This window comes from Saccharicrinis aurantiacus (genome assembly GCF_001660705.2).
Classification (GTDB): domain Bacteria; phylum Bacteroidota; class Bacteroidia; order Bacteroidales; family Marinilabiliaceae; genus Saccharicrinis; species Saccharicrinis aurantiacus.
Genome location: NZ_LYBV02000023.1, coordinates 12,868 through 28,657 on the forward strand (window position 1 = coordinate 12,868; position 15,790 = coordinate 28,657).

The window sequence follows — 15,790 nt, forward strand, 5'->3', positions numbered from 1 at the left end:
GCCGTAGCTAAAGGCTATGCCTCAATTTTTCGCCTTGTCTAAGCTAAAAATATTCAAAACAATTTAAGGCTCAATCCAAAATAGAATTGGTATTACTAATTATCGTACTACTCTACCAGAACCCGATCCGCCCATTAGAGCTTCTACTTCTGAACGCGACGAATAGTTGAAGTCGCCATTAATTGAATGACATAAACAAGAAGCTGCTACTGCGAAACGAATAGCATCTGCTGATTTTGCCAAATCGGGTGTATTTAATGCAAATACTAAACCTGCACCAAAAGAATCGCCACCACCAACACGGTCGATGATATTTTTAATTTGGTAAGGGGCATATTCGCCATTATTCATTGGAGCAATATGTGCTTTACCTTCGGTAGCATCGTATAATAATGCTCCCCAATTGTTATGTGTTGCCGATAAACTCTCACGTAAAGTGATGGCTACCTTTTTTACATTAGGGAACTGACGGATGATTTCTTTTGCTACATCAACATATTTATCCACATCAAGCTTACCGCCTTCAATATCTGTATTCTCTGCAGAGATACCTAACACATCGTGTGCATCCTCTTCGTTGGCAATAACAACATCAACGTAAGGTAAAATAGCACGCATAGTTTTTTGTGCTAAATCGGTTGCTGAGGTACCGGTTTGCCACTGCCATAATTTTTTACGGAAGTTAAGGTCGCACGAAACAGTCAATCCTTTTTCTTTTGCGGTACGAACGGCTATTTCAGCAGCTGTTGCCGACATTTCAGACAAGGCAGGTGTAATACCTGTAGTGTGTAACCACTCCGAACCATCAAAAATGGTATTCCAATCGTAATCCTCACCCGGAGTCATAGAAACGGCAGAATAATCTCTATCGTACATTACTCTACTCGGACGTTGGTTGGCACCACGCTCAACAAAATACAATCCGAAACGACCGTGATCTGTTAATTTGATACCAGATGTATCCACATCAATACCTTTTAAAACTGAAAGACAAGCTTCTGTCATTTCGTTATCAGGTAATGCTGTTACAAACTTAACATCGCCACCTAACATGGCTACAGATGCAGCTACATTGGCTTCGGCACCAGCAAATGTAAGATCAAGCTTACCTGGCATACTTTGACGAAAACGTTGGAAGTTCTCAGGACAGATACGTCCCATTATTTCTCCGAAAGTTACTATTTTACTCATGATGTTGTTTTATTTTTTTAGTATTAAGATATAAGTATAAAGACCAAAGACATTCCTTCTACGCTAAACTATCTTTATACTTAGATCTTGTACTTTATACTAAACGATTAGCCTCTTACCTTTTTAATTAAATCTGTTATTTCTTGTGCATTTGCAGTAATGGTATCCCACTGCTCACCTTGTATTAATGGTTGCTTCGCAATCCATGAACCACCAATTGCAGTAATTAAAGGAGACTCAAGGTAACTTGCTGCATTTTGGATATTACATCCGCCTAAGGGGATAAACTTAAGGTTTAAGTATCCATAAGGAGCCACCATATTTGTTAAGTGCTTCATACCCCCTGAAGTTTCAGCAGGGAAATATTTAATAACTCTACAGCCATTTTCAACTGCAATTTCAATATCGGTTGGAGTCATAATACCCGGAGCAAATGACAAACCTTGTTTGTGCGCTTCCTGAATAATACGAGGATTACAGCCTGGAGCCACAGCAAAATCGGCACCCACATCGGCAATTGCCTTAACCTGATCAACTGTTAATAGTGTACCAAAACCCAAACACATTTCAGGCACTTCTTTTTTAATGGCAGCGGCAGCATCTAAGGCAGCATCGGTACGTAAGGTTAATTCAATGGCATCCACACCACCTTTTAATAAGGCTTTGGCAGTTGGTACCGCATGTTTAACATCGTCGATAACCAAAACTGCAATTACGCCACTTTGGTCAATTTTTGTGATAATTTCAGGCGTCATAGCCTGTTGTGCAATAGGTTGCATATATTAAGTTATAAATGTGATTACTACATATTGGAGTTGAGCATAGCTAATCCACAGCATTTAAGCTGTAGATCAACTAGTCAATCCAAAATTTATATTGTTATTTAAACCAATACTGGTTTATAAGGCAGTAGAGATTCTTTTCTTAACGAGATAATCGTTTAAAGCCAAGTAAGAACAATCGTGACCAATACCACTTTCTTTAATTCCTCCATGTGGTAGGTAGATGGCATATTTTACGCCATTTACTTGAACTTCACCGAAATCTAACTCTTCTGATAAGCGACGAATTACACCTTCATCCTTAGAGAAAACATAAGAAACCAAACCGTACTCTGTATCGTTTGATAGCTCCACAACCTCATCAATGCTTGAGAATTTCATCATGGCAGCAACTGGGCCAAAAATCTCTTCTTTAAAAGTTCTGCTTTCTTTTGTGATTCCTGATATAATAGTAGGTTCAATAAAGTTTCCTTTATCCATGCCTGCAGGCACCTTACCACCTGTTACTAATTCTGCTCCCGATGCTACATCATCAGCCACTAACTTTAAAATACGTTCTCTATCACGAGAGGTAACTAAAGGTCCCATATCTGGTTTTTCCTCAATACCGAAACCTACTTTAACCGCTTTGGCTTTTGCTGTAAATTTCTCAAGGAATTGATCATATACACTTTCGTGGATAAGGAAACGGTTTGGAGACACACATATTTGTCCGCAATTACCATATTTTAAGGCTGCACCAATATTAACCGCTAAATCGATATCAGCATCTTCGCATACCACAAATGGCGCATTTCCACCCAACTCTAAACTTACATGCTTTACTGTAGTTGCCGAATCAGCAATTACTCTTTTTCCTGAAGCAGATGATCCAATCATGGTAAGCACTTTCGCTATCTTACTCTTGGTCATGGTTGTTGCCACCTCGTTAACCGGTCCGCTAATAAAGTTTACAACACCCGCTGGGAAGTTAATTTTCTCCAATATCTCACCCACTAAATAAGCCGATAATGGCGTTAATTCAGATGGCTTGATGATGATAGAACAACCTGCAGCTAAAGCGGGTCCTACTTTATAACCTACATTTAATAGTGGGAAATTCCATGCCAAATAAGCCACAGCAACCCCTGTAGGTTGGTTTACTACTTTATGACGATGCGTGTTTTCCATGTCTGGAATAATTTCATCGTGCATATTACGCATCGCTTGCGGATAAAATTCTAATCCATCAGCCAATAACTGAACATCTTCAGCAGCTGCTTCATAGGATTTACCCATTTCAAACATCACTGCTTTACGCAGAATATCATCGTTTTTAAGAACTTCGTCGCGGAATTTCATCATCCATTCCGTACGCTCCGATAAAGGTAATTTACTCCAGTACTTAAAACCCTTTTCAGCCTCAACTAAGGCCAATTCTGCATCAGCAACACCTGCCGATGCAACTTCTGCCACTACCTCTTCAGTAGCTGGGTTAATTACTTGGTGTTTGTTTCCTGAAATGGCATCGACTAATTTACCGCCGACGTACATTTTTTTATATCCGAAATTCATATCTTATTTTTTTGTATTTACTTAATTAAGTATATAATGGGCTTTCAGGCTATCCTCACATAACTCTGTATTAAAACCCTACAATAAACCATCCTTTAATCGCTTTACAAACAAAACTTAGCTAAAGCCGCTTCGTCTACCTCAACCCCTAAACCTGGTTTATCAGAAACAATTAATTCGCCGTTTTTCACTTCAAAATCAGGGATGGTTACCTTATCTCTTAAATCATTATCTGTTCTATCATGCTCCATATAGAAGTTCGAATTAAACATTCTACCCGGGATGTTCTCTAAATTACTAATAAAATGCATGGCTGCCGAAATAGCAATATAAGTACCCCAACTGTGCGGCACAATCTCCTTACCATAAGCCGATGCCAAAGCAGCTATCTTTTTAACCTCAGTTAAACCACCACAAGCAGCAATATCGGGCTGAGCAATATCAACCGAATTGTTTTTGAATAATTGGTGGAAACCGTAACGTAAATTTTCACACTCACCACCCGCAATAGGAATGGTAGTATTTTGACGTAACTCCGCATACTGATCGTAATATTCTGGAGAAACAGGCTCTTCGAACCAACCGATATTGTATTCCTCAATTGCCTTAGATAAGATAATAGCTTCGCGAAGATTATAAGCGTGGTTTGAATCTACCATTAGTTTCATATCATCGCCAATGGCTTTGCGCACGGCATGCACCATTTCAATATCTTTTTCAAGCGTCATACCCACCTTCATTTTAACAGCGTGGTAGCCTAAATCTTTATACATCACTGCCTCGTCAGCCAAAGCCTGCGTTAAATCTTTCTCCTCACGGAAGTATAAACCGGTTGCATAAGGTGTAATGATATCGCGCTTTTTACCGCCCAATAATTGGTGCACTGGTACATTTAAAGCTTTACCCTTGGCATCCCAAACAGCCATATCAATGGCACTGATTGACGCCACAAGCACCCCTCTACGCGCATAATCTAAAGAACGACGATACATGGTATCCCAAATGGTTTCGTTCTCCAAAGGATTCATTCCCATAATATACTGAGAAAGTAACTTAACACCAGCACTCAATACATCGGCAGGGCCATAACCTTCTCCCCAACCAACTATACCACACTCAGTAGTTAACTTCACCAAGCATATTTTACGCTCGCTGTACGACCATTGCGAAAAATAAAATGGCTTATCTAACTTGTCTGATAAAACGAATGTTTCTATTGACTTAATCTTCATTTCTTATCTGGAATATTGAAGGAAGTGCAAGGATAAACCTCACACCGCCCTTCTTAATTTTATTATATACTTACGAAACTGTGTTTGAATAGCCAATTACTATCATACCTACACAGATAACAGCTACACCAAACATTAACCATGCAAATGGTTTTTTAGCACCTGCCCACTCTTTATTTAGATAAGCCCAAACATTACTTACTATAAGTCCGCCTCCCATTAATATTGGCCAACCAACAACAGAACCCATGTTACCCATTAAAGTAGCTCCTTGTCCGTATACACCCAAGGCGCCAAACCAACAAATAGCTGCAATTATAGACCACATATAAGCTTTTCCTGAATTAGGTGCTTTAAACGAGCTCCATGATTTATTTTTGAACAATAGGAATATTGAATATGCTGCATTTAAGATGAAAGCCCCCCAAAGTACAACTACCCAAATGGCTAAACTACTATTACGAGCAATGGCACCTGCCTCTTGAGCAAATTTTCCAATTCCTTCGCCCTCGGCATAACCGATATCAAATCCAACACCTAGTAAAGCAGATAAAAATCCACTGATAACTGCGATGATGATACCTACTTTTAAATTCACTTTTGAATCACCATCCTCTGTGGCTCTATCGCGAAGGATTCCTGCATAGGCTGCTAAAGCAACACCTAGCACCATAATAAATACACCACCTACCACATAAGGTAAAGCGGCCATATTTGGATTATCTTTAATGAAGAAAGGAATTAAACTACCTGCAGCAGCACATAAACCTAGTACAATACCATAGGTGAGCGACATACCAATATAAGGAACACTTTTACCAAACATGATTCCACCTATTCCCCATAATGCACCAAATAACATAGCCAATATTTTAATGTCCATTGGCGCTTGAGCAATGGCCCCAAATAAGTCAGGCACAACAGCACTGGCCCAAATAGTTGGTAAAATTATCATTGCAAATAATGAATGAACCAACCACCAAGCTTCCCACTTTAGTGGAGCCATAAACTTCATCCCTAATCCGAATGAACCTTGAAAAAGAGTGGCGAATAATATTAGTGCTAATGGCAAAAATGCAAATTCCATATTTCTTTAGTTTTATAATTAACTATACAAAGTAATGGAATTGGATACACTAATAATTGGCGGAAATTACCTAAGACTAACACTATTTTACCCGATTTAGGATATGATAAAAACAACAATTGCCTAAATAGCTAAAGGGCGCATCGATAATATGATTACCAATGCGCCCTACCCCAACACTTATAGACAGAATACTCTAATACTTCCAGCTAAATTTATTCACAATCAATCTGCTTTTAATGTATTAATCCACCTAATCTTTTAACGAATACGAAAGGGATCCGCTTTTTTACATCTCCCCTTCGATCCGTCATGAAATATTTAAGACTGATGCTTACTTACAGGGAATTCATCGAATACCTTGCCTATAACCTCAGTTATCTTTTCTTCAACTTTTTTACTTTTACCTTTAAAATCATCTTCTGCTGTACCAATCCACACTACCTCTTCTGTGCGTGTGTCAATAACTGCAATTTGTAATTTCCCAGTACTTGTATCGTATTCTTGTGTATCACTTTGGCTGCTAGCCATTCCATAGCCACCATAACGACCTCTAAATCCGGCACCTCCATGTCGGCAATAATTTGTATTTGTAGAGTAGCTCTTTTGAACATCCACTCCAAACCCCCAAACAATTTGCATACTAGGGTCGTCAGATACAACAAGATCGCGGTCTGCTAATTCATTCTGAATAGCTTTATCAACACGCTGCATATTTATTGGGTTAATGGTTTCACCATTTTTATTAGGCACGTGGCTTATTTTATAGGTTTGATAATCTTTAAACTCAACATTACTCACTTGGTCGCTTGTAACTTTAGTTGAAGAACAACTCGACAATACTAAGATTGCTATTAAAAAATACATTAATTTCTTCATCACTTCAGTTTTTAAAATTAAACAAAGCCTCAGCACTAATAAAAAATAACACTGAGGCTATAAAACACTTAATCTATACAGGTTGAATTCCTTCTGGAATAATAGGATGAGCAGGATCTCCTGGCTCTGGAGCAATAGGGTTTGTCGGTTGCTCCGGATTAATAGGTTCTGGAGCATCATCATCTTTGCTACATGATGTGAAACCTAAACCAAATAAAACTAATCCAATAAATAATACTTCTTTTAAACTCTTCATGACTTGAAAATTTTAATGTTTGACTTTGTAATTTTAACTGTTACAAATATGCTAGGTTTTACATCCTTAGAATATCCCATGAAGACATAGCATCATCCCTTTAGGACAACCGCTTTAAATGAGATTAGAAAATCAACAACTTATTTAATACAATACCCGTTAATTAAAATCTGAACATTTTTTTAATTATTTACTTACTTTAGATACCTAGAATAAACATTCAATTACCTAGTTTATAACCTATGAATACTGACGACAAAATAAAAATTCAAATACCTGAGGGAGTAGCAAGGAACTACATTACTGGATTTAAGCAAGCTTTAGGAGGAGAGGAAACTGATAACGGCTTGGAAATAAAAACAGGTCCTGTTAAAATGACCATTCGCTTCTTTTCAATTGAGGGAGTTGAATTTACCTACGCTTCAATATGCTCAAGAAAACCGCTTATTATATCTAGAACTCCAGATAATAATCCTGACCTTTTGCACATTAACATTATTAAAGAAGGATTATTTGCTCATTTATATGAAGGCATCCAAACCAACATGGAAGGCGGACTTGATGGAAATGTATTTTTATACAACGGACTATTTCCTGTTGAAGGAGAATTCCCTGCTAATACCAATATTAAATGGTTAGGTTTCAAATTCAACATAACTAAATTAGGACCAATTTACGAAGGCTTACCGGCAGTATTCAAAGAACTATTTAATACTAATGAAGGGCTAGGTTATCACTCTAACCTATCTGTTGAAAATGATAAATTAATAAGTGATTTATTTTCGTTTGATGCTTTAGAGAACGGGAAAGTACCACTAATGTCGGCTCGAGCTCTTGAGGTATTTACCAATATTGCCCTACATTTTAAACATGAAGTTGATAAAGAAGAGTTATCAGGATTACATATAGATGATTACAAAATGCTAAATGCCATAAAAGCAAAAATAGTTGAGAACCTTGAAACCTCCTTTACTATTGATGAATTATCGAAAGAATTTGGCATTAGCCCCACTAAACTCAAACAGGATTTTAAGCATTTATTTGGCAAATCTATTTATCAATTTTACACACATGCTAGAATAGAAGAAGCCTATCGAAGATTAAAAACAGGTAACTATTCAGTTTCTGAAATCGGTTATGATTTGGGCTACTCTAACCTATCTAAATTCAGTAGTATGTTTAAGAAAATTAAAGGACTACTGCCTACCGAAGTAGTTAAGGCAAAGTGATCAGTTGAATTAATGCTTTGCCCATATCTGACCCCAAACGCTTCTGTCCTTCGCAATTATAATGTACATTATCTTCATGCTTTGGATAATCGCTCCATGTGGTATCCTTTGAGGTAGGTATCATCTGGATAAAATCACTAGAATTAGCCACATTAGTCATTGCACTTCTTACAACTTGAACACCTTTCTGATAATCTTTCGTACGAGATGGATTATTGATTTGTCCGAAAACAAAAGGCATATTTTCTATTTTAAATTCAATTTCATAGGCTTGTATTAAACGCTTTAAATTGGATTCATATTCACTAGCAGACAACTCTAAACGAGTATCCTTTTCGCCTTGCATCCATGCCATCCCTATAATATCATATGATTTACCTTCTTGCTCTAACTGAGTTAAGTTAGCATGGATACTTTTAATATGATCGTGATAAAGCTTCATCTTCTGACGGGCTTCACCTCGCTCTGAAGCAATGGCTTTCTCTTGTGTCCAATCAGGACTCCAAGCCCCATGCAGTGATGTGCCTCCAACTGCAGTCTTGATAAATAAAAAAGTATCATTCGGAAATTGTTCAGCTAGAGTAACGCCAATAAATAACTCTGGACCAAATTCTTTTTTACGTTTATCTGCTTTAGAATAGGATAAAGGAGTTGCCTCTTTGGATTGCGATACCACCAACACTCTACCTTTAACTTGTTCTATACGCTGTTTATCTTCATCTGATAAATTAGAATACACACCCCTTCCTGCCATATTGGATTGACCTCCGAGTAAAACAACCTTTATATTTGATTGTGCTGATATATTAAATAGTTGGAATGTTATTAATATCGATAATAGTAATAGGTTCTTGTTCTTGAGGAAAATCATATTGTAAATGGTTTCAGGATAAAAAACGTTATTAATTTATTGATGCCAAATTTGATAAACCAATGCCGTTAATATGGTTTTACAGGTATATGCAATGTTCTCTGTAATAATTTTGAACATGTTTCTCCCGAGAATCCCATTTTGATGGAACTATTAAACACAAAAAAAGAGGCTAATGCCCCTTTTTTGATTATAATACTATACAATTATATTATGGCTGTTTTAAAGAAATCAATATAACTCTCTGGGTTTTCAACTACTCCCCTTTGCGAAACTAACTTGATATTTATTGATCTTTCACGGGCCTTTAAACCAAAATCTTCTAAAATCTCAATAATATCATTATCTAAATATTTGGTTTTACACACATCTAATTCTAAGAAAGAGTTTTCTGGTATACTATCTAACTCAACAAGAATAGCACCCTTATTAATAAAGGTTACCTCCTCGGCAAGTGTCATCTTCAGTTTATTATGGGTAGGGCCTTTTTCTTCAATATGTAGAAAGTGTGAATTTTGGTAACTTTTTATCAGAATAACAATAATGCCTACTCCTAACCCAAATCCAATTCCTTTTAATAAATCAACAAATACAATTCCTATAATAGTTATTAAAAATGGAACAAACTGAATCCAACCCATCTTAAACATTTTAACAAACAATGCTGGTTTAGCCAGTTTATATCCCACTATTAATAATATTGCCGCTAAAACAGATAGAGGAATCATATTTAATAAGCCAGGAATTGCCATTACCGACAATAAAAGAAAGATTCCATGTATTATAGCTGAAGCTTTACTTCGTCCCCCTGACTGAATATTTGCAGAACTTCTAACAATTACCTGTGTGATTGGCAAACCACCAACCATTCCTGAAACAATATTTCCAACTCCCTGAGCCAAGAGCTCTCTATTTGTAGGAGTAACATTTTTGTGTGGATCTAACCTGTCCGTAGCTTCAACACATAGTAATGTCTCTAAACTAGCCACAAGAGCTATTGAAAAAGCAACAATCCATATATCCAGCTGAAATATTGCATTAAAATTCGGGAAGCTAAATTGTCCAAAGAAAGAATCTACACTATCAGGAATAGGTACAGAAACCATTTGACTACTCGCAATCTGCAAGTTTAATATAGAATCTGTATTTAAGTAAAATAATATACCTACAGCAACAGCAACTAGTGGCCCTTGAATAATACGAAATATTTTGGCTTTTTTTGTCAAAACTGTTTCCCACAAAATTAGGATAGCCAAACTAACTAAACCTATAACTAAAGAACCAACATTAATATAATCAATGGTTTTAAATATTCCAGAAAAGGTATTTTCACCATCCAATTGAAAAAAAGCAAAATCCCCTTCAGGAGCGCCATGATATCCAAAGAAGTGAGGAATTTGTTTTAAAATAATTATTATACCTATTCCGGTTAACATTCCTTTTATAACAGAAGATGGAAAATAATAACCGATAATACCAGCCTTTAAAACCCCAAATAACATTTGGATAAGTCCACCCAAAACAACTGCTAACAAAAAATTCTCGTAACTACCAAGGGTTCCAATAGCGGTTAATACAATAGCAGCTAAACCTGCCGCAGGCCCACTTACTCCAATTTTTGAGCCACTGAGGCTACCAACAACAATACCTCCAACAATACCAGCAATAAGGCCTGAAAAAAGAGGAGCTCCACTCGCTAGTGCAATACCTAAACAAAGGGGCAGTGCAACAAAGAAAACTACTATACTTGCTGGTAAATCATTCTTGAAAGTTGAAAAGAAATTATTCTTCATATGTTTTTAAAAATTAAGGTTTAATAAAAATCTATTACATCTAAATTAAAACACTAACAACTATGGTTATAGATATGTTTTTAGTATATTAGAATTAATATTTAAATAGATAACCCAAAACTTAAGTAAGAATTAGCTACTTGGTACCATAATCAAATAAAACCTAACATTTAACTTGTCTAATAGAGCATCTATCAAAGTAAACAAAATACATAATTGCATAATATTACATTTGCGGCTTTTATTAGCTTTACGCAGTTTGAGATGCGTATAGTAAATTATTTTTTTTCACATTACTGTTTCGAGATGACAACTAAAACTACCGTATTAACTATTTGTTTTTGGACAATTACTATTTTTGGATTTGCACAAGTTAAACAAAAACACCCTCAACAATTCTACAATAAAGAAGGTTGCTCAATTATGCTTCTTGAGGGTTTAAATAAAGATTCTATTTTATGTATTGCATTACCTTCAAACGATCTTCATAAAAAGAATGGAGGTATTATTATTGAACTTAAAAAAGTAGATCGTTTTGTAAATGCACTAATTAAAGCTAAAATGCAATACGAGAAACTGAACAATACATATGCTAATAAAAATATAGCTTCTATTGATAGAGATCTTAAAATAAGATGTAAAGTTAAAGGATATTTTATGTACGGAAACTTAAGACAATATCAATCGTGCTTGCATCCGCTGTTCCATTATAGTATCAAAGAAAACAAGGAGTATAGCTTAACATTAAATACAGGAAAATTAGCATCATCTGATAAATGGTTTGTCAATTCAGAGGGGTACAACATTAGCTTTTCATCATCCCAAGAAATTGATAATTTTATAGCTTTATTTTCTAAAGAAGAAATAAATAAACTTGCAACTATCTCTAATTAAAAGAATTAAAATTGAAAAACGAATTATGTTATCAATATATAAACATCACATAATTCGTTTTATCTAATTTTAATAATAATAATATTCTGATTATTAAAAGCAATTTCATCTCCAATCTTTTTCCCAAACATTGCTTTACCTATTGGTGATGCTAACGAAATAGCATAAAATGATTCTCCGTCCAAATCTATTTTACCTTGTGCTACACCAATAAAATAATTACCATTACTTGTGTAAACCACAGAACCAAATTCAACAGTTTCTGAAATCTTTAATGGGTTTATTTTATTCATTTCATTACCCAACTGTTTAGTAGTATTCAACTGCCGCTCATGTTTATCTATTTCAATATGAGCCATAGCACGAGACGTTTCATATTTATCTCCCACACTACTCTTCGAATCACTATCTCTTGATTCTTTCAATGAGATAATTTCAGTACTTAATGAAAGTATTTTATCATTTAAGATTTTACCAATTATAGTCTTTAATTCAGCTTTTATATTTTGCATTACATCTTTAAATCAAATTCAACCAAAGCACAAAACTAATTACTTAAGTATATCTTGCAAAATAGAATTTACACTTGGAAACTGATATGAAAAACCTGAATTTGTGAGTCTAGTAGGTTTTATTTTCTGCCCTTTAGTAAGTACAACAGCTCCATCTCCTAATCCTAGTTTTAAAAGACTCTGAGGTACTTTTAGAAATACAGGTCGATGAAGTACCTCGCCTAATTTCTTACTAAAATATTTATTTGAAACAATATCTGGTGCAACCATATTAAATATACCACTTGATTCCTCATTCTGATAAAGAAACCAGATGGCTGATAAAAAATCGCTAATATGTATACAAGGAAAAGCTTGCTCTCCACTGCCTATAACCGCACCCATTCCCATTTTAAACGAAGGCAACATCTTAGCAAGAGCGCCCCCGCCACTATCTAATACAACGCCAATTCTGAGAATAGCCAAACGAGTAGTTTCTGTTGCTATACTTGCAATAGACGTCTCCCATTGTTTACAAACATCTGCCAAAAAACCAGTTCCAAAATGATCTGAAAATTCATCATGAATTTCATACTCATCATATATACCAACAGCAGACGCAGATAAAACTAGGGAAGGTTTATTTTCAATTTGCTTAAAAGCCTCTAATAATTTAAGCGTAGTTTCAATTCTACTATTTAGTATTTCTTTCTTGTATGCAGGTGTCCAGCGCTTATATATAGGAGCACCAGCTAAGTTGATTAACATTTCCGCACCTTCCAGTTTATGCTTCCAACTCTCAACTGAACTCTTTATGTCAGCTCGTGTCACATTTTCAACTATAAAACCCTTATGTTCAAAAAAAGATTTCACCCTTGAACCAATAAACCCAGTACCTCCTGTTAAGCAAATTTTCATAAAAATAGCATTACTAAATATTACCCTTCCAAAATAATTAGAATTATCTAAAATCAATGAAATCAATGAGACTATATTACTTTTCTTCTCTAAACTTTATAATTGCTTGTTTTGTTTAAACTAGTAAACATCAGCTTTATTGTCTTATTTTTCCATTTGAGTAGATATTTAAAAATTGAATAATGTTTCATTTCTATTTTTGCATTAATACTCCGTAAGAAGGTTAGCCTAATGAATGTAGAAAAAGAATTTATATGCAATTATAAAGAGATCCCTTTTAAGGTTTCTCTAAGTCTTATTCCTCTCATTGAAGAATTGAGAGAAATAAGTAACAAAAAAAATCACCCTTATTATTTGAATGCTAGCGATGTACTCGAAAGAGTAAATAACATTCCAGAATTACTAGCAGATAGCATTAAACCAGAGCTATTACGAAAGCACGCGCAAATTATTCAACAACTAATGTCGTTTGTAATAATACCCAATAGCGATGACTTTGGACCAGAAGCTATTTATACGCCGTTTGAAAATAATCCTATTTTCGCAAACAGTAGTTATCACGAAAAAATTTCAAACGATAATCTGGAACTAGAATTTGCCACAAAATTCACTAAAGATCAAGAAAAGCTTGCTATTATATTTCAGGCATTTCTTGCGGTACTAAAAACCTATTATAATTTCGATTTTAGTACTGATGTACCCTTCACTTTTAAAGTGTACAACAAAAATACAGGTGAAGAAAGATTTTATATTAAGCATTTTAATTTAAAACATCTTAAAGTAAAAACTAAGAATAAAATTCAGCCTCTAAGCAAAGATGACATTCATGAACTTTTTGATAATGCAACTGATTTCACTGTTTGGAATGAAAAAATCCCTTTAAAGGATTTCGAGTTTTCTGGATTTATCCATTCCAGATATATAAATGTAACGCATGATTATGTGATGTCTGAGCTGAAATCGGATTTAATTGATAAGGACACAATTCTTTCTAACAAAGGGTTTGATAAAATAACCGATAAAGTAAGAGTGCTAATTGATAACCCTCAACTGTTTTTCGGTATTTCTGCCCGTCCGAATCTACAGGCAAATAGTAAGAAAAATAACCTTTGGCGAAACACCATTCTCAAAGCTGATTTTGACAAGCATAAACTTCAAGGAAGTATATATGATAAAGCCATTAAAACTGAAAAAATACAGCTTGTAAGTGATTACCAAAACATTCAAGACGAACACCCTGTAAACAGGCAATTTATTGAACTAGGAATAAGAACTCATGCTGTTACACCCTTACTGTTAGATAACGAAGTAATTGGCATGATGGAGTTTGCTTGCCAATCGCCAAAAACATTAAGCATGTTTCAAATAATGCGGTTGCACGAGGTATTTCCAATATTTGCCTTGGCCTTAAAGCGATCACGTGAAGAATGGGATGATACCTTACAGGCTATAATTCAAAATAATTTTACAGCAATTCACCCAACTGTACTCTGGCGTTTCAGAGAAGTTGCAGCTCAAATGTTAAGAGCTAAACAAACTGATGGCGCGACAACTAGCGAGCCTATTATTTTCCAAGATGTACTTCCTCTGTATGGAGCGTCTGATATTAAAGGTTCATCTTTAGAGCGAAACAAAGCCATTCAGAGTGATTTACAAGAACAACTACAAATGGCTGAGAGCGTATTAGTTCAGTTTGGAAAATACAAAACTATACCTATTGTTAACGACCTAATTTTCAAAATTAAGCAAAACATAAAACTGGTAGAATCAGGTTTAAATTCGGGAGATGAAGTAAGTATTGTAGAATTTATGAAGACTGAGATTTCTCCTATTCTTGATATTCTTAAGGTACGCATTAAAGATATGCAGGAACCCATAAAAGCTTATACTGATATTTTAGACCCTGAACTAGGTATACTTTATAAAAAACGAAAAGACTTTGAAGATAGTGTTACTTTAATTAATGATACTGTAAGCGAGATTATTGATACAGAGCAAGCCAAATCGCAGGAAGTTTTCCCACATTATTTTGAAAAATATAGAACCGACGGCATAGAATACAATGCGTATATTGGTCAATCGCTAGTGCAAGATATTGATTATAATGACATCTATTTATCTAACCTACGATTATGGCAGCTTTTGGTAAAAGTAAAGGTAGCACGGAGCATTAGACAACTGCAACCTAAACTAAAAACAAAACTAGATATTACCCAACTCATTTTATTGCACTCAAACCCATTAAGTATTGAATTTCGCCAAGATGAAAAGAAATTTGATGTGGCAGGCACATATAATATCAGGTATGAGATAACTAAAAAACGTATAGATAAAGCACTCATTAAAGGCTCCAACGAAAGGATTACCCAAGTTGGTAAAATAGCCATTATTTATTCCCACTCGAGCGAAATTAATGAGTACCAGAAATTCATAGATTACCTAATATCACAAGGCTTTATAACCGATAATATTGAATATTTAGATTTGGAAGATTTAAAAGGAGCAGCTGGTTTACATGCCCTGCGTATTGAAGTAAATTTCAACTGTTCAAAATCTGCTGAGATAGAAGGGTTCGATTTATTACAAACGGGCATCTAATATCACTTTAATTAC

The 15,790-nt window shown here is 35.1% G+C and carries 14 protein-coding genes; 3 read left to right on the forward strand and 11 right to left on the reverse strand.

Going from position 1 to position 15,790, the window contains the following annotated elements; all coding sequences use genetic code 11:
• Positions 1–99: 99 nt before the first annotated feature.
• The 7 genes from A8B35_RS09350 to A8B35_RS09380 all read right to left on the reverse strand — a co-directional run bounded on the left by A8B35_RS09350 (position 100) and on the right by A8B35_RS09380 (position 6,981).
• Positions 100–1,191 (reverse strand): sugar kinase, encoded by a 1,092-nt coding sequence (locus A8B35_RS09350; protein WP_075602761.1) that lies wholly within the window; start codon positions 1,189–1,191, stop codon positions 100–102.
• 107 nt (positions 1,192–1,298) lie between these two features.
• Complete coding sequence (locus A8B35_RS09355) at positions 1,299–1,970, reverse strand: bifunctional 4-hydroxy-2-oxoglutarate aldolase/2-dehydro-3-deoxy-phosphogluconate aldolase (protein WP_222844133.1); 672 nt, start codon at positions 1,968–1,970, stop codon at positions 1,299–1,301.
• A 120-nt stretch (positions 1,971–2,090) separates the two neighbouring features.
• On the reverse strand, positions 2,091–3,527 hold the full coding sequence (locus A8B35_RS09360) for an NAD-dependent succinate-semialdehyde dehydrogenase (RefSeq protein WP_075602762.1): 1,437 nt from the start codon (positions 3,525–3,527) through the stop codon (positions 2,091–2,093).
• A 104-nt stretch (positions 3,528–3,631) separates the two neighbouring features.
• A complete protein-coding gene (locus A8B35_RS09365; protein ID WP_075602763.1) occupies positions 3,632–4,759 on the reverse strand; it encodes a mandelate racemase/muconate lactonizing enzyme family protein in 1,128 nt (375 codons plus the stop codon).
• Between the two features lie 70 nt (positions 4,760–4,829).
• A complete protein-coding gene (locus A8B35_RS09370) occupies positions 4,830–5,846 on the reverse strand; it encodes an L-rhamnose/proton symporter RhaT (protein WP_075602764.1) in 1,017 nt (338 codons plus the stop codon).
• A gap of 321 nt (positions 5,847–6,167) precedes the next feature.
• Positions 6,168–6,725 carry a DUF4136 domain-containing protein gene (locus A8B35_RS09375; protein ID WP_075602765.1) on the reverse strand — a complete coding sequence of 186 codons (558 nt, stop codon included), beginning with the start codon at positions 6,723–6,725 and terminating at the stop codon, positions 6,168–6,170.
• A 73-nt stretch (positions 6,726–6,798) separates the two neighbouring features.
• Complete coding sequence (locus A8B35_RS09380) at positions 6,799–6,981, reverse strand: hypothetical protein (protein ID WP_075602766.1); 183 nt, start codon at positions 6,979–6,981, stop codon at positions 6,799–6,801.
• 242 nt (positions 6,982–7,223) lie between these two features.
• Between A8B35_RS09380 and A8B35_RS09385 the strand changes: the two genes are divergently transcribed.
• Positions 7,224–8,210 carry a helix-turn-helix domain-containing protein gene (locus A8B35_RS09385; protein WP_075602767.1) on the forward strand — a complete coding sequence of 329 codons (987 nt, stop codon included), beginning with the start codon at positions 7,224–7,226 and terminating at the stop codon, positions 8,208–8,210.
• On the opposite strand, the gene A8B35_RS09390 is transcribed toward A8B35_RS09385, so the two are convergent.
• Together A8B35_RS09390 and A8B35_RS09395 are read right to left on the reverse strand one after the other, a co-directional pair.
• Positions 8,197–9,081: a sialate O-acetylesterase gene (locus A8B35_RS09390; protein ID WP_075602768.1), complete on the reverse strand. Its 885-nt coding sequence runs from the start codon at positions 9,079–9,081 to the stop codon at positions 8,197–8,199. The genes A8B35_RS09385 and A8B35_RS09390 overlap by 14 nt on opposite strands.
• 206 nt (positions 9,082–9,287) lie before the next feature.
• Positions 9,288–10,874 carry a SulP family inorganic anion transporter gene (locus A8B35_RS09395; protein WP_075602769.1) on the reverse strand — a complete coding sequence of 529 codons (1,587 nt, stop codon included), beginning with the start codon at positions 10,872–10,874 and terminating at the stop codon, positions 9,288–9,290.
• Positions 10,875–11,180: 306 nt separating this feature from the next.
• On the opposite strand from A8B35_RS09395, the gene A8B35_RS09400 reads away from it, so the two are divergent.
• Positions 11,181–11,768: a hypothetical protein gene (locus A8B35_RS09400; RefSeq protein WP_139314854.1), complete on the forward strand. Its 588-nt coding sequence runs from the start codon at positions 11,181–11,183 to the stop codon at positions 11,766–11,768.
• Positions 11,769–11,827: 59 nt separating this feature from the next.
• On the opposite strand, the gene A8B35_RS09405 is transcribed toward A8B35_RS09400, so the two are convergent.
• Positions 11,828–12,280 (reverse strand): GreA/GreB family elongation factor, encoded by a 453-nt coding sequence (locus A8B35_RS09405; protein WP_075602771.1) that lies wholly within the window; start codon positions 12,278–12,280, stop codon positions 11,828–11,830.
• 39 nt (positions 12,281–12,319) lie between these two features.
• Positions 12,320–13,177, reverse strand: coding sequence for a TIGR01777 family oxidoreductase (locus A8B35_RS09410; protein ID WP_075602772.1), 858 nt, complete (start codon positions 13,175–13,177; stop codon positions 12,320–12,322).
• Positions 13,178–13,408: 231 nt separating this feature from the next.
• Between A8B35_RS09410 and A8B35_RS09415 the strand changes: the two genes are divergently transcribed.
• Positions 13,409–15,775 (forward strand): GAF domain-containing protein, encoded by a 2,367-nt coding sequence (locus A8B35_RS09415; RefSeq protein WP_075602773.1) that lies wholly within the window; start codon positions 13,409–13,411, stop codon positions 15,773–15,775.
• Positions 15,776–15,790: the final 15 nt, after the last annotated feature.

Bases quoted from the DNA above. Each gene is read 5' to 3' on its own strand.
- A8B35_RS09350 (WP_075602761.1), bottom strand. From the start codon at position 1,191: ATGAGTAAAATAGTAACTTTCGGAGAAATAATGGGACGTATCTGTCCT.
- A8B35_RS09355 (WP_222844133.1), bottom strand. From the start codon at position 1,970: ATGCAACCTATTGCACAACAGGCTATGACGCCTGAAATTATCACAAAA.
- A8B35_RS09360 (WP_075602762.1), bottom strand. From the start codon at position 3,527: ATGAATTTCGGATATAAAAAAATGTACGTCGGCGGTAAATTAGTCGAT.
- A8B35_RS09365 (WP_075602763.1), bottom strand. From the start codon at position 4,759: ATGAAGATTAAGTCAATAGAAACATTCGTTTTATCAGACAAGTTAGAT.
- A8B35_RS09370 (WP_075602764.1), bottom strand. From the start codon at position 5,846: ATGGAATTTGCATTTTTGCCATTAGCACTAATATTATTCGCCACTCTT.
- A8B35_RS09375 (WP_075602765.1), bottom strand. From the start codon at position 6,725: ATGAAGAAATTAATGTATTTTTTAATAGCAATCTTAGTATTGTCGAGT.
- A8B35_RS09380 (WP_075602766.1), bottom strand. From the start codon at position 6,981: ATGAAGAGTTTAAAAGAAGTATTATTTATTGGATTAGTTTTATTTGGT.
- A8B35_RS09385 (WP_075602767.1), top strand. From the start codon at position 7,224: ATGAATACTGACGACAAAATAAAAATTCAAATACCTGAGGGAGTAGCA.
- A8B35_RS09390 (WP_075602768.1), bottom strand. From the start codon at position 9,081: ATGATTTTCCTCAAGAACAAGAACCTATTACTATTATCGATATTAATA.
- A8B35_RS09395 (WP_075602769.1), bottom strand. From the start codon at position 10,874: ATGAAGAATAATTTCTTTTCAACTTTCAAGAATGATTTACCAGCAAGT.
- A8B35_RS09400 (WP_139314854.1), top strand. From the start codon at position 11,181: ATGACAACTAAAACTACCGTATTAACTATTTGTTTTTGGACAATTACT.
- A8B35_RS09405 (WP_075602771.1), bottom strand. From the start codon at position 12,280: ATGCAAAATATAAAAGCTGAATTAAAGACTATAATTGGTAAAATCTTA.
- A8B35_RS09410 (WP_075602772.1), bottom strand. From the start codon at position 13,177: ATGAAAATTTGCTTAACAGGAGGTACTGGGTTTATTGGTTCAAGGGTG.
- A8B35_RS09415 (WP_075602773.1), top strand. From the start codon at position 13,409: ATGAATGTAGAAAAAGAATTTATATGCAATTATAAAGAGATCCCTTTT.